Origin of the sequence: Rhodobacter sp. TJ_12 (assembly GCF_020023995.1) — a bacterium.
GTDB lineage: Bacteria > Pseudomonadota > Alphaproteobacteria > Rhodobacterales > Rhodobacteraceae > Rhodobacter.
This window is the reverse complement of sequence record NZ_NRRD01000001.1, coordinates 385265-399525: the sequence shown is the minus strand read 5'-3', so window position 1 is coordinate 399525 and position 14261 is coordinate 385265. Positions and strand designations below refer to the sequence as shown.

Sequence of the window (14261 nt, the reverse complement as noted above, 5' to 3'; positions counted from 1 at the left end):
TGGTTCACTCCATCACATAGCCATAGGAGCCGGAGAAATCCTGCCGGGCCACCTCGCCGGCGGCACCGGACACCGGCTTGGCAGAGGTCTTGCCCAGCAAAAACAGCTCAGATTCCGTGGGCAGGCGCACCCGGTCGGTCGGCAAGGCCAGCGCCTCGCCGCGCGTCGGCGTGACCAGATGCGGGGTGACGATGATGACCAGTTCGGATTGACGCCGCTCGAATTCCGTCGAACGGAACAACGCCCCCAGCACCGGCACATCGCCCAGCCACGGGATCTGGCTGTTGAGATCGTTGAAATCGTCTTGCAAAAGCCCCGCGATGGCAAAGCTTTCGCCGTCACGCATCTCGACCGTGGTCGAGGTTTCGCGCCGCTTAAAGGCGTTTACAGTGAAACTGCCATTCGTCATCGTCACCGAGGTATCGATGGCCGAGACCGCCGCGGCGATTTCAAGATTGATCAGCTTGCCGTCGATCACGCGGGGCGTGAAGGACATCTCAACCCCGAACGGCTTGTATTTGATCGTCACGGTGTTGTCGTCGACCACCGGGATCGGATATTCGCCACCGGCCAAAAATTTGGCCTGCTGGCCCGACAAGGCGGTCAGGTTCGGCTCGGCCAGCGTGCGCACCATGCCCTTGCTTTCGAGCGCTTCAAGCAGGACCGCGAATTCCATATTGCCAACGGTGAAGCCAAGATTGACCGCACCGGATTCGCCCGAAATCGGCACCGTGCCATCATCGAACACACCGGTGACCGCCCCCGAGCTTTGCGTGAAATTCCCGGTGCCCGAGACAAGCCCCGTCGCCGCAGAACCGCCCCCCACAGTGCCGCGCATCGCCAAAGACGAGGACAGGTTCTTCGACACCGAGCGCTGCATCTCGGCAAAGCGCACCTTCAGCATCACCTGCTGCGTGCCGCCCACCGTCATCAGATTGGACACACGTTCCGGCGCGTAGCGGTTCGCCAGATCCAGCGCGCGATCAAGTTTGGCCGCCGAAGAGACCGTGCCCGACAACACGATGCCATCATTGGCGGTGCGCACCTCGATATTCTCGCCGGGCAGGATTTGGCGCAGCCGTTCCTTAAACTCGCCGATATCGGGGGTGACCTGCACCTCGACATTGGACAAAAGCGTGCCATCCGCCCCAAGGATCGTCATCGTCGTGCGCCCGGGCAATTTGCCCAGCACATAGATCGTGCGATCCGACAAAGTCGTGACATCCGCGATACCGGGGTTCGCAATCGACAATTCCGAGAAGGGCTGGTCACTTTCCACAACCACCGCGCGGTTCATCGGAACATTCAGCGGGGTGCTGGAGGTGCCCGAAACGACCCGCAGGGTCTCTGCGCTCGCCGGCACAAAAGCCGCCGAACCGAGCGCGACGCCCAGCACGCAAGCCCGAAGAAAACTCTTCATTTTCATTGTGATCCTGCCTCTCCGATCACGTTCTGCCACCCGGATCTTGCGCCCGGTCGAAAGGGTTTTGAACACCCTACTTCGGCCCAATCTGCCTGAAACTGCAAATTTATGCAAGAATCAACCGCTTGCGGGGTGTTTTCATGCCAAGGCCGTGCGGGCATGCCACACGGCCTTGGGTCAGCGCCCCGGGCATGGGCGCATTGGGCAGATGGGCCCACTAGTCTTTACAGGGGATCTCTGTCTCGATCACATCGGTGCCGCGGCGGGTCTTGATCGTGCACACCCGCGCCGCTTCGATTTGCACCGCTTCTTGCACCTGAATACCCAAAAGCCGGTTGCGATCAATCTCGATCGAGCCGACCTCGGCGGTGTTTTGCATCCCCACAAGCGACAGCGTCAGCCGCCCGGTGGATTGCGCCAGCGTCAATGCCGCAACCTGTTGCGGGGTCACCTCGGCGGTGACGGTGCGCGCAACCTGCGTTTCCTCGGTGCGGTCGGCATCGGCGCTTTGATCAATCGCGATCAGCTTCAGATTGGTGTCAATGAGCTTGGTCACCGGCTGTTCGTTCACCGACCCCGACCAATAGACATCCACCCGATCCCCCGGGCGCAAAAAGCCCGACACCCCCGAGGAGACATCCACCTCGATGGTGAACGCGCGCATATTGGGCGCCAGATTGGCCATGATCCCGGCATCGACCCCCGGGGCGGTGATCTTTTGCGCCAAGATCGGCTCATACATTTCATAAGACCGCAGTGCGGCACGCGGCCGGGTCTCCCCCTCCAAGAAGGCCGCCACCTGCGCTTCGGGCGTGCCTTGCGGGGCGGTGACGGCATGGAACACGCCTTGGGGCAAACGATCCGCCTGCATCTTGACCACGCCAAGATCTTCCATGGTGAAACGTTCGCCGTATTTCAAAGGTCGGCGCAGGACCACCACATCGGCCAGTTGCGGGGCATTGGCCTGTGCCGCCACAAGGTAATCACGTTCCGCCTGAAACCGCGCCATCTGTTGCTGCGCCATGTAGATGGCCACGCCACCAAGCGCGACACCCAGCGCCAGAAACAGGGCAAAAACCATCCGCATCGGGTTACCTGATCCTTTCTCGGCCTGAAAGACGACCGCCTTTTACGTGATACTCGACTCGAAATCGGGCAATTTCGTGGCCGACGGCTAAGCGCGACCCCAACACCGCATTCCTTCAAGAGACGTTCGAAGGGCTTAGAACGCGGTCTGCACCTCTTGCGAGCTAAGGTAGGAGGCCACCGATTGCGCCAAAGACCCCGAATTGTTCCAGATCACCAAGCCCACGATCATCCCCAGCGCCACGATCGCAGCCGTCAAGACGACCCAATCCACGGTCACGGCCCCGTCTTCGCGTGAAAGGCGCGGCCAAATGCCTTTCTTCGTCACGATCATTTTCACGGCTTTGTCCTTGTGATGACTGCTGCTTTTTTCGGTATGGCCACGCATCACGGCGCAAATTGGGCAGTTGTAGGCAAATTTAACGACCTGACCTTTTGCGCTTAAGCACTGCCACACAGGGGAAAGCAGCATATATGCGAAAGGCCGCCCCTGAGGCGGCCTTTGCAATCTGGGGCGCGCGGCCCGCAGATCAGAAGCTGGTCTTGACCGAAGCGGTCGAGAGGTAGCTGCCGATGGCCGAGCTCAGCGTGCCGGTTTGCGTGCGCACCAGCGTCAGCGCGGCAGCGCCAAGGCCCACAACGGCGGCGGTCAGCACAACCCAGTCAACGGTCACGGCGCCGTCTTCTTCGGTGCGGATCTTGCGGGCGAGTTTGAAGAATTTCATCGGATATCTCCTGGTTGGCTCTCATTTGGCCGCGGTGCCGCATGGGCACCTCTGCTCGGCCCTGCATCGCGGAATGATCTTTTTTTGTCCCGCAATCGTGACGCCAATGGGGCGGCTTCGGTATTTCTTCGCGGCGGTTCCGCGCAAAGGATATGGCGACCCCATTGGGCCAAAAACCCAGCCCAAACGCGAAGGGCCGCCCTAAGGGGCGGCCCTTGCAACCAGCTTTTGCAGCCAGCTTAGAACGAGGTCTTGACCGAGGCGGTCGAAAGGTAGCTGCCGATGGCCGAGGACAGCGTGCCGGTTTGCGTGCGCACCAGCGTCAGCGCAGCCGCGCCAAGGCCCACAACGGCGGCGGTCAGCACGACCCAGTCAACGGTCACGGCGCCATCTTCTTCGGTGCGGATCTTGCGGGCGAGTTTGAAGAATTTCATCGGATATCTCCTGATCTTTGGCTCGGGTTGGCCGCGGTGCCACATGGGCACCCTTGCGGCCCTGCATCGCGGTATGAAGCATGTGTGCCGGGCAATCGTGACGCGAATTGGGCAGCTTCGGTATTTCTTCGCGGCAGGGGAAAAGCCAAAACACCTAAATGACCGCGCAAACGCGAAGGGCCGCCCCCGGAGGGGCGGCCCTTGCAACCAGCCTTTGAGGCCGACTTAGAACGAGGTCTTGACCGAAGCGGTCGAGAGGTAGCTGCCGATGGCCGAGGACAGCGTACCGGTTTGCGTGCGCACCAGCGTCAGCGCGGCGGCGCCAAGGCCCACAACGGCGGCGGTCAGCACGACCCAGTCAACGGTCACAGCGCCGTCTTCTTCGGTGCGGATCTTGCGGGCGAGTTTAAAGAATTTCATCAGGGTCTCTCCTTAGGGTCTGGTTGCTCCGCACTGCTGCCACCTCTGACCTTGGCCTTGTGCCGCGCGGGATGCCCTTGTTTTCCGGGTCAAACGTGGCGCGATTGGGGCGCGAAGGCGGAAAAATCAGGAATTGTTAACCGCGTGCCGGATGCGCACTGGCCTTTGAAAAGATTTCCCAATTCGCCAGATCTGGCGCGCATCGCCGCAACAGGTCGGGGTCTTTTTCCGCTGTCAGGGCACAGCATGCGCGTTTTTCTTTGGCATCGGGCCCATTTTCCCCGATAACAGGGAAAACGGGCAAAGACCCGACGAGCAGAAACCACACAGACGAAAAAGAGAGCCAGATGCGCCCGCAATGGTCCATCAGTCTCGCGGCTTGCGTGGCCCTCGCGGTGACGCTTCCCCCTGCCCCGGCCCTGTCCGAGGCCGGGCCGACAGTGCATCATTTCACGCCAAAGCGGGTGTTGCCGCCGAAAAAGGGGCAAACGCGCTTTTTGACGATCCAGATTGACCCTGAAGAACAGCGCCGCGAATTGGCCGCACAGGCCGCGCGCCCGTTCAAGCCGCTCACGGCCACGCCGCCTCCAGACCCCAGCACAGGCGGCACCGCCGCTTTACCCTCTGGCGGCGGTCGGGCTAAGGATGGCGCCGCGGCGCGCTATGCGTGGTATTGGGATCAGGTCTCCCCCGAAATCGGCGCCCGCGCGGGCCGATTTGCGAAGGCGCTGGCCGCGCTGTCGATGGGGCCGGGCGGCAAGCACGTCGGCGCCCCCCGGTTGGAGCATCTGCGCGGCATCGCGCTAACCCATGGGCGAGAGATTCTGGCCGCGACGATTGGCACCGAGGTCTCCCCCGCATTGGTGCTGGCGGTGATCTCCACGGAATCGGGCGGGCGCGCCGATGCGATCTCTCATTCCGGGGCGATCGGGCTCATGCAGCTTATCCCCGCCACGGCGGATCGCTTTTCGGTCGCCGACAGCACCGACCCGGCGCAAAACATCAAGGGCGGCGTCGCCTATTTGAACTGGTTGATGAAGGAATTCGACCGCGACCCGCTGATGGTGATCGCGGCCTATAATTCGGGCGAAAACGCGGTCAAAGGCGCGGGGGGCGTGCCACCCTATGCCGAGACCCGCGATTACGTGCCCAAAGTGCTGGCCGCGTGGCAGGTGGCGCGCGGGCTCTGCCTGAGCCCGCCCGAGCTGGTCACCGATGGCTGCGTTTTCGCGGTAAAGGGATAAAGATGACGGACAAGAAACCGCTGGTGCTGGATGTCGATGGGACCTTCTTGAACACCGATCTTCTGTACGAAGGATTCTGGGCCGGGCTGGGGCGCGCGCCCTTGACGACGTTGCGCATTGCCGCGACGAACCTTGCCAATCCGGCCCGGCTAAAGGCGGAGCTGGCCGCCGCCGTGCCCCTGCGCACCGATCTGATGCCCGTCAACCCCACCGTGCAAAACATTGCGAAGGCCGCACAGGCCGAGGGACGCGAGGTTTGCTTGGCCTCCGCCTCGCACCAAAGCTTGGTCGCCCCCTTGGCGGCGCAGCACGGGCTGTCGGAGCGTGTCTTTGCCACCGAAGGCCGCGTAAACCTGAAAGGCGCGGCCAAGGCGGGCGCGCTGGTCGATGCCTTTGGCGAAAAGGGCTTTGCCTATGCAGGCAACGAGGCGGCCGATATGGCCGTTTGGTCCCATGCAGACACGGCCATCGTCGTGGGCAAGGTGGCCGAGACACAAAGCCTTTCCGTGCCCGTGCAAACGCTGCCCGGCGGCTGGGCCCCCAAGGCGCTTTGGAAAGCGATCCGCCCGCATCAATGGGTCAAAAACGTGCTGCTTTTGCTCCCGCTGATTGCCGCGCATCAGTTCGAATGGGCGATTTTGGTGCCGATTCTCTTCGGGATTTTGGCCTTTTCCTTTGCGGCTTCGTCGATCTACATCGTCAACGATCTTCTCGACCTAGAGGCCGACCGGCTGCACCCCACCAAATGCCGCCGCCCCTTTGCCAGCGGGGCCGTGCCGATCAAGGTGGGGATGCTGGCCTGTGTCGGGCTTACCCTTGGCGCGCAGGGTATTGCCGCCGTGTTGAACATGGCCTTCTTGGGCATCGTAGCGCTTTATATGCTGACCTCGCTTGCCTATTCGCTCAAGCTCAAGCGCATGCGCTGGGTCGACATTGCGACGCTGGCCAGCCTTTACACGATCCGCGTGGTGGCGGGCGCGGCGGCAGGGCAAGTGGATGTCTCGGTCTATATGCTGATCTTCATCTTCCCGGTTTTCATCGCCTTGGGCTGTGTGAAGCGGCTGACGGAACTCACCTTGGCCAAGAATGACGAACGCCTGCCCGGGCGTGGCTATGGGCGGCCCGACCGGGGCGATTTGCTGAATGTGGCGGGGCTGGGCGTCTTTGGCGCGCTCTTGATCTTTTTCCTCTATTCGATCTCAGACCAAGGGCAGATGCTCTATCCCGATACATGGCTGATGTGGGTCGCCATGCTACCGATGGGCTGGTGGCTGATCCGCATGGTGGCGCTTGGCTGGTTTGGCAAACAAGATTACGACCCGATCGTCTTCGCGCTGAAAGATAAATTCGGATTGGGCATATTGATGATCACGCTGAGCCTGATGTTCTGGGCAGCGGGCCTTTGGGCCGAATGGTTCGGCGTGTAGACCGCCATGAAAAGGGCGCGCCTCCCTCAAACTGGAAACGCGCCCCTTCGACTTTGTCTCAATATCCCGGGGGGTGAATTGCCGCAGGCAAAAGGGGGGCAGCGCCCCCCTCCCCTTTAGCCAAGTTCATCCAGCCGGGCGATGGCGGCGTTGATCTTGGCCGCCTCTTCCTCGCGCGCAGCCAGATTGGCGCGGGCTTCCTCGATCACCTCTTCCGCCGCATTGGCCAAGAATTTCGGGTTCGCAAAACGGCCTTTCAGCCCCGCGGCCTCTTTTTCCACATTGGCGAGCGATTTTTGCAGCCGCGCCTTTTCCGCCGCCACATCAATCACGCCTTCGAGCGGCAGGCCAAACAAAGCCCCCGGTGCCGGGATCGAGATCGAGCCTTTCGCCACCACGCCCTCGGTGATGCTTTCAAGCCGCGCAAGGCGCAGCACCAGCGCCTCGTTGCGTTCCAGTGCTTCGCGCGCGGCCATATCGGCCTCGGCCAAAGTCATCGGCAGTTTCATCGCCACCGGCACACCCAGTTGTGCGCGCGAAGACCGGATTTCTTCGATCAGGCCGATGACCCAGTTCATCTCCCGGTCGGCGGCCTCATCGACCAGTTCCGCGCCATAGCTCGGCCAATCTGCGTGGACGAGCATTTTTGCCCGCTCGCCGGTCAGGCCCCACAGCTCTTCGGTGATGAAGGGCATGATCGGGTGCAGCAAGATATAGCACTGATCGAGCACCCAGCGCATGGTGGCGCGGGTTTCCTCGGCCTCGTCTGTGTCAAACAGCGGCTTGGCAAATTCCACATACCAGTCGCAGACCTTGCCCCAGACAAAGCCGTAAAGCGCGTTTGCCGCATCGTTGAAGCGATAGCTTTCAAAGGCGGCATCGACGGTTTCGCGCACTTTCGCGGTTTCGCCGATGATCCATTTGTTCACCGTATGGCTGGGCTGGGGCACACCGGCCACCGCCGGGCCTTCAAACACGCCATTCATTTCCGCAAAGCGGGTCGCGTTCCACAGCTTGGTGCCAAAGTTGCGATAGCCCGCGATACGGTCTTTCGACAATTTCAGCACGCCCCCGATGGCGGCCATCGAGGCATTGGTGAAGCGCAACGCATCGGCGCCGTATTCATCAATAATTTCGAGCGGGTCGATCACATTGCCCGCCGTTTTCGACATTTTCTTGCCCTTCTCGTCACGGACAAGCTGGTGCAGGTAAACGGTGTGGAACGGGATTTCCCCCGTCACCGCAAGCTGCATCATCATCATCCGCGCGACCCAGAAGAACAGGATGTCAAAGCCCGTGACCAGCACATCGGTCGGGAAGTATTTCGCCATTTCCGGCGTGTCTTCCGGCCAGCCGAGCGTGCCGATCGGCCAGAGCCCCGACGAGAACCAAGTGTCGAGCACGTCGGGGTCGCGGGTCAGCACCTTGCCGGGGGCCATCGCCTGCGCTTCGGCCTCAGACGGCGCACAATAGTGGTTGCCCTCTTCGTCATACCACACCGGGATTTGGTGCCCCCACCAAAGCTGCCGCGAGATGCACCAGGGCTCGATGTTCTCAAGCCAGTGGTAATAGGTCTTCTCGCCCGCCTCGGGCATGATTTTGGTGGTGCCGTTGCGCACGGCATCCAGCGCCGGGCCCACGACCTTTTCGGCATCGACATACCATTGGTCGGTCAGCATCGGCTCGATCACCACCTTGGAGCGGTCCCCGAAGGGCTGCATGATCGGCTTGTTCTCGACATAGGGAACCAGCGTCTCGACCTCATTGCCTTCGTCATCCTTGACCGTGGCTTTGGTCATCACCGCCAGACCTTCGGCGTTTATCTGTTCGACCACGCGCTTGCGCGCCTCGAACCGATCCAGCCCGCGCAGTTCCTCGGGGATCAGGTTGAGCGTATCAATCTCGGCCTCGGTGAACGTCGCCCCTTTCGAGATTTCCATCGCGCGCTTGGCGCAATCTTCATAGCTTGCCCCATCGGCGCGCATCGCGCCCTTGGTATCCATCAGCCGATACATCGGCAGGCCCGCGCGTTTGGCGACCTGATAGTCGTTGAAATCATGCGCGCCGGTGATTTTCACCGCGCCCGAGCCAAAGGTCGGATCGGGGTATTCATCGGTGATGATCGGGATCAGGCGGCGGTGTTCCTTCGGGCCGACCGGAATTTCGCACAGCATGCCGACAATCGGTGCATAGCGTTCATCGGACGGATGCACCGCCACCGCGCCATCGCCCAGCATGGTTTCAGGCCGCGTCGTGGCAATGGAAATATAGTCCCGCGTCTCGCGCAGGGTCACATTCCCGTCTTCGTCCTTTTCGACATATTCATAGGTCGCGCCATTTGCGAGCGGGTATTTGAAGTGCCACATATGGCCCGCAACTTCGATATTCTCGACCTCAAGATCGGAAATCGCGGTTTCAAAATGGGGGTCCCAGTTCACCAGCCGCTTGCCGCGGTAGATCAGGCCCTTGTTATACATATCGACAAAGACCTTGATCACCGCATCGTGGAAGTTGCCTTCCTCGCCCGCCGGGGCGTTTTCGGCGCCCGACATGGTGAAAGCGTTGCGCGACCAGTCACACGACGACCCCAGCCGCTTAAGCTGGTTGATGATGGTAGAGCCGTATTGCCCCTTCCATTCCCAGACCTTTTCCAAGAACGCCTCGCGGCCCAGTTCGGCACGGCTTGGCTGCTGGGTTTTGGCCAGTTCCTTTTCCACCATCAACTGGGTGGCAATGCCCGCATGGTCTTGGCCCGGCTGCCACAGCGTATCGAAACCGCGCATCCGGTGCCAGCGGATCAGGATGTCTTGCACCGTGTTGTTGAAGGCGTGACCGACATGAAGCGCCCCCGTTACGTTCGGCGGCGGGATCATGATGCAGAAGGTTTCCGGGCGCGAGGCATTGGCGCCCGCTTTGAAAGCGCCCGCCTCTTCCCATTTCGCATAAAGCCGCGGCTCGGCGGCGCGCGCGTCAAAGGTCTTTTCCATCGTCATCGGTCTGTCCTTTCAGGGCTTGACGCTCTTTAGCGCGCGCACCTTCTAAGGAAAAGCCTCCGAGACGGTTTGCCCCAAGGATTAGGTGCTTTACCGATTGCGGGCGACCAGCGCGAAATGCGCGCCTTGCGGATCTTGCAGCGTGGCGATGAAGGCAGCGCCCGGCACTTCGACGGGGCCTTGCAAAACCGTGCCGCCGGTGGTGCTGGCTTGGCCAAGGGCAGCACGAAGGCTTGGCACGCTGAAATACGGCAGCCAATGCGGCGGAGTTCCACAAGGAACCGCAGCCATCCCAAGCGCGCCGCCGATGCGGCTGCCCTCATGCGCAAAGGTGAAATAGGTGCCCGCGCGCCCGGTCGGAAATTGGCCGTTACGCCGCCAGCCAAAAAGCTTGCGGTAGAATTCGAGCCCGGCAAGCGGGTCGGGCGTTGTCAGGCTTAGCCATGTGCCATAGCCCGGTGCCTGCTGGTTCCATGCGCCACCGGGGCTTGGCGGGTCCATCGGCTCCAGTTGCATGATCCCGATCACCGCGCCTTGCGGATCGCCCAAAATCGCAAAGCGTCCGGTGCCGGGAATATCGGCTGGCTCTTTCCAGACCTTGCCGCCCAAGGCGGTGCAAAGCTGTGCGGTCGCGTCGCAATCCTCGACCGAAATATAGATCATCCAGTTTGGCGGCGTGCCGGGCGGGCAGGCATCAAGCGGAAAGCCCCCGGCGACCATATCCGCGCCCCGGCAGGCGAGGCGGTAATCGAGCCCCTCCATCTCGGCGCGGGACCACGCCCAACCGATCAGCGGGCCATAAAAGCGTTGCGCAGCCTCCAGATCGGCAACCGAAAGTTCAAACCAGCAAGGCAGACCGTGAAAAGGCATTTATCGCTCCTGCAAAACAGACGATCAGGCTAGCACGATTCGCCCCACGGCTTTGCGACAGCTTTGCGCCTAAACTGCGCGGTCGAGCTTTGTGCTCAGATGGATCAGGCTTTCGGAGTTCTTCACCCCCTGCATTTCCCCGATCTGGTCCAGCACCCCGTCAAGCTGCGTGGTAGAGTTGGAAGCGACCTGCAGCAACAGATCGATCCGCCCCGAGGTGGTGGAAATCCGCTCCACCTCGGGAATCGCGCGCAAACGGCTAAGGATCGCGGCTTGGGCGCGCGGCTCGATCATCAGCAAAACCGTGGCGCGCAACCGACCCGCACGGGCCGCCTCGCCCAGCTTGACGGTGTAGCCCGCGATCACCCCGGTGACCTCCAGCCGTTCAATCCGGGCCTGAATCGTGGAGCGTGCAACCCGCAGCTTGCGCGCCAATGTGGCCACGGAAATCCGCGCATCGCCGGACAGAAGCCCCAGAATCGCCTTGTCGAGATCGTCCATTTTGCAACACCAGCATATTGACCGGATTTTTCGTCATTATAACGACGATACGCGGCAATTCTACTATTTTGATCGGTGAAAATGTGCATCATATCGCGCAACATAGGAAGACAGGTGAAAGGGCGGCTCATACGCACCTGGCCTGGGTATGGTCGAAACGCGTCGTAAGCGTCTCCCCACCCGTATAGCCGGGGCAAGAGGTGGCTGCGTTCTATTGGCGAGGAGAAGCCGATGGGACTTTCCAAGACTATTTGGGCGAACCCGTCCGAAATCATCCGCACGAAACAGCCCGATCATCCGGTGCTGGTTTTCTCTCCGGAAATCTTGCAGTCGACCGCGCATCGGTTCCTGCGTGGTTTTCCGGGGTTGGTCACCTATGCGGTGAAATCGAACCCCGATGAGATGGTGATCGAGAACCTCGTGGCAGCGGGCATTCGCGGCTTCGATGTTGCCTCGCCCGCCGAGATCGACATGATCCGCCGGATCGCGCCGGGGGCCGCACTGCATTACCACAACCCGGTGCGGGGCCGGGACGAGATCGCCCATGCGGTCCGTGCCGAGGTGAAAACCTGGTCGGTCGATTCGCGCTCGGAGTTGGAAAAGCTGATCGAGATGGTGCCGACCGAAGGCTGCGAAATCTCGGTGCGCTTCAAACTGCCGGTGCAGGGCGCGGCCTATAACTTTGGCGCGAAATTCGGTGCCACGGCGGAATTGGCGGCGGACCTGCTGGCGCGGGCCGCAGAAGCGGGTTTCATTCCGTCGCTCACCTTCCATCCGGGCACGCAATGCACCGATCCGATGGCGTGGGATGCCTATATCCGCACCGCTGCCGAGATCTGCCACAAGGCGGGCGTGCAAGCGCGTCGTCTGAACGTGGGTGGCGGCTTCCCGAACCACCGCACCCCGGGTCCGGCGCCGAAGCTGGAAGATATTTTCGCGCTGATCGACCGTGTGGCGGGCGAAGCCTTTGGTGATGCACGTCCGGCGCTGGTGTGCGAACCGGGCCGCGGGCTGGTGGGCGATGCCTTCACCCACATCACCCGCATCAAGGCGCTGCGCGACGACACGCATGTGTTCCTCAATGACGGGGTTTATGGCGGGCTGGCCGAGCTGCCGCTGGTGGGCAATATCGAGCGGGTCGAGGTCTATTCGCCGCTGGGCTATGCCCGTTCGGGCGACACGGTGGAGCGGATCGTTTTTGGCCCGACCTGCGACTCGGTCGACCGTCTGCCCGGCGAATTGCCGCTGCCGGTGACGCTGGAAGAGGGGGATTTCCTCGTGTTCCACGGCATGGGCGCCTATTCCTCGGCCACCAACACCCGGTTCAACGGCTTTGGCCAGATGGAAATCGTGACCGCGCTCTCGTTGCACGGCTGACGAAAAAGCAACAATCTCGCACAAGCTGCGCCAATTTGTCGCGCTCGTAATTGAGAGTTAACGGCCTTGCCCTAAGCTGAAAAGAGGCGAGGCCGTTTCCTTTTGCGAGTTGTGCGATGTTTGCCCTGTTCCAACGCCTTGTCGGACGCACGCGGCATGAAGACTTTGCCGCGTGCGCGCCGACTGCCAGCCCCCGACGCCCAGCGCGGGGACCCGTTGACCATGTGGTGCTGCTTGATGGCACGATGGGGTCGCTCAACCCGGCGCGACGCACCTCGATCGGGCTGCTATTTCTTTACCTGCGCCGCACCCTGCCGCGTGCTTCGGTCTATTACGGCAAGGGGCTGCAATATCGCGAATGGCGCGACCTCAAGGATATCTGGCTCGGCTGGGGGGTGGAAACGCAGATCATGCGGGCCTATGGCTGGCTGGCCATGCGCTATCGGCCCGGTGATCGGATTTTTTTGCTGGGCTATTCGCGCGGGGCCTTTGCCGTGCGCTCGCTGGCCGGATTGATCGACCGGGTTGGGCTGCTGCGCGCCGCCACCGCGACCGAGCGCAACGTATTGCAGGCGTGGCGGTATTATGAACGCGGCACTGCGACCGACAACTTTCGCACCCAACAGTGCCACGCCCGCACCCCAATCGAAATGGTGGGGGTGTTTGATACTGTCGCGGCATTGGGGCCGCGCTTTCCCTTCCGCACCGCCCAAAGCGCGGCGCGGGTCGATTTTCACGACCACGATCTTGGCGCTTCGGTCCGGCACGGGTTCCAAGCACTCGCGCTGCATGAAACGCGGCAGGTGTTGAGCCCGCTTTTATGGAACCGGGCCCAAACCGGCGCACATCGGATCGAACAGGTCTGGTTTCGTGGCAGCCATGGCGACATTGGCGGGCAATTGTCCGGGCAAGAGCAAGCGCGCCCCTTGGCCAATATTCCGCTGGTGTGGATGCTGGGACGGGCCGAAAGCCTTGGGCTGGAGCTTCCCTTCAACTGGCGTGCCGATTTTCCCTGCGATCCCACCGCGCCCTCCACCGGAAGCTGGACAGGTTGGGGCAAGACCTCGCTTTTGCGCAGCCCGCGCGTGGTGCACCGCTGCACCTCGGAACGGCTGCATGAAACGGCTTTGATCGGGGGCCGCGCGTGGTGGCTGAAAATCCGCCCGGCGCCCCTGCGAAAACCCGCTCAGCCGGGGGCTGCCATGACCAGACAGGTGGCCGTGCCAAGGGCATAAGTCTTGCCATTCTTTGCGCCGCGAATTTCGCCCCGCGCCACACCGGTAGACCGCCCGATATGGTCAAGCCGCCCAACGGCAACCACCTCGGTATCCAAGGGGATCGCGCGCAGCATGTTCACCTTGAACTCCAATGTCGTTTGCACCTGACCGGGCTGCAAACCGGTGATCACGGCGCAGGTCAGGCAGGTATCCAGCAAAACCCCATACCAACCGCCGTGCACACCCCCAAAGGAATTCGTGTGCTCGTGGTGCGGCGTGGCGGTTAATTCGACCAGACCCGGTTCAACCTTGCTGATCCAGTAATTGCAGCCACGCGCGAAGGTTGTGGTGGGCACTTCCCCCGCCATCATCTTGCGCATGTAATCGAGCCCGGACATCTGCCCCACTTCGGACAAGGGCAAAAAGTCTGCGGCGGTCTTGGCGAATGTCTGATGCGTCATGGCGGCCTCCCTTGGTGCCAGCCTGACGCGGAGCGGAGCCACAAAAAAGGGGGCCGAAGCCCCCTTTGAAAGTTCCGTTACGT

General features: G+C 61.8%; 14 protein-coding genes. 4 read left to right on the top strand and 10 right to left on the bottom strand.

Going from position 1 to position 14261, the window contains the following annotated elements; genetic code table 11:
- Positions 1–4: 4 nt before the first annotated feature.
- The 6 genes from CKO11_RS02015 to CKO11_RS01990 form a co-directional block, all read right to left on the bottom strand.
- A complete protein-coding gene (locus CKO11_RS02015) occupies positions 5–1426 on the bottom strand; it encodes a type II and III secretion system protein family protein (protein ID WP_411741979.1) in 1422 nt (473 codons plus the stop codon).
- A 214-nt stretch (positions 1427–1640) separates the two neighbouring features.
- Positions 1641–2510, bottom strand: a complete 870-nt coding sequence (gene cpaB, locus CKO11_RS02010) for a Flp pilus assembly protein CpaB (protein ID WP_223632265.1) — start codon at positions 2508–2510, stop codon at positions 1641–1643.
- Positions 2511–2645: 135 nt separating this feature from the next.
- A complete protein-coding gene (locus CKO11_RS02005) occupies positions 2646–2843 on the bottom strand; it encodes a hypothetical protein (protein WP_223632354.1) in 198 nt (65 codons plus the stop codon).
- 196 nt (positions 2844–3039) lie between these two features.
- Positions 3040–3234, bottom strand: coding sequence for a hypothetical protein (locus CKO11_RS02000; protein WP_223632263.1), 195 nt, complete (start codon positions 3232–3234; stop codon positions 3040–3042).
- Positions 3235–3473: 239 nt separating this feature from the next.
- Positions 3474–3668, bottom strand: a complete 195-nt coding sequence (locus CKO11_RS01995) for a hypothetical protein (RefSeq protein WP_223632263.1) — start codon at positions 3666–3668, stop codon at positions 3474–3476.
- 225 nt (positions 3669–3893) lie between these two features.
- Positions 3894–4088: a hypothetical protein gene (locus CKO11_RS01990; RefSeq protein WP_223632263.1), complete on the bottom strand. Its 195-nt coding sequence runs from the start codon at positions 4086–4088 to the stop codon at positions 3894–3896.
- Between the two features lie 347 nt (positions 4089–4435).
- Between CKO11_RS01990 and CKO11_RS01985 the strand changes: the two genes are divergently transcribed.
- Together CKO11_RS01985 and CKO11_RS01980 are read left to right on the top strand one after the other, a co-directional pair.
- Positions 4436–5332 carry a lytic transglycosylase domain-containing protein gene (locus CKO11_RS01985; protein WP_223632262.1) on the top strand — a complete coding sequence of 299 codons (897 nt, stop codon included), beginning with the start codon at positions 4436–4438 and terminating at the stop codon, positions 5330–5332.
- A 2-nt stretch (positions 5333–5334) separates the two neighbouring features.
- On the top strand, positions 5335–6759 hold the full coding sequence (locus CKO11_RS01980) for a UbiA family prenyltransferase (protein WP_223632261.1): 1425 nt from the start codon (positions 5335–5337) through the stop codon (positions 6757–6759).
- Positions 6760–6875: 116 nt separating this feature from the next.
- Here CKO11_RS01980 and CKO11_RS01975 read toward each other — a convergent pair whose 3' ends face one another.
- The 3 genes from CKO11_RS01975 to CKO11_RS01965 all read right to left on the bottom strand — a co-directional run bounded on the left by CKO11_RS01975 (position 6876) and on the right by CKO11_RS01965 (position 11123).
- Entirely contained in the window at positions 6876–9752 is a 2877-nt protein-coding gene (locus CKO11_RS01975; protein ID WP_223632260.1) for a valine--tRNA ligase, read from the bottom strand.
- 90 nt (positions 9753–9842) lie between these two features.
- Positions 9843–10622 carry a VOC family protein gene (locus CKO11_RS01970; RefSeq protein WP_223632259.1) on the bottom strand — a complete coding sequence of 260 codons (780 nt, stop codon included), beginning with the start codon at positions 10620–10622 and terminating at the stop codon, positions 9843–9845.
- Between the two features lie 69 nt (positions 10623–10691).
- On the bottom strand, positions 10692–11123 hold the full coding sequence (locus CKO11_RS01965) for an Lrp/AsnC family transcriptional regulator (RefSeq protein WP_223632257.1): 432 nt from the start codon (positions 11121–11123) through the stop codon (positions 10692–10694).
- Positions 11124–11354: 231 nt separating this feature from the next.
- Between CKO11_RS01965 and CKO11_RS01960 the strand changes: the two genes are divergently transcribed.
- Positions 11355–12500 (top strand): type III PLP-dependent enzyme, encoded by a 1146-nt coding sequence (locus tag CKO11_RS01960; RefSeq protein WP_223632256.1) that lies wholly within the window; start codon positions 11355–11357, stop codon positions 12498–12500.
- A 116-nt stretch (positions 12501–12616) separates the two neighbouring features.
- Entirely contained in the window at positions 12617–13735 is a 1119-nt protein-coding gene (locus CKO11_RS01955; protein WP_263298362.1) for a T6SS phospholipase effector Tle1-like catalytic domain-containing protein, read from the top strand.
- On the opposite strand, the gene CKO11_RS01950 is transcribed toward CKO11_RS01955, so the two are convergent.
- On the bottom strand, positions 13687–14178 hold the full coding sequence (locus tag CKO11_RS01950; RefSeq protein WP_223632254.1) for a PaaI family thioesterase: 492 nt from the start codon (positions 14176–14178) through the stop codon (positions 13687–13689). The two genes, CKO11_RS01955 and CKO11_RS01950, sit on opposite strands and share 49 nt — an antisense overlap.
- Between the last annotated feature and the right edge of the window lie 83 nt (positions 14179–14261).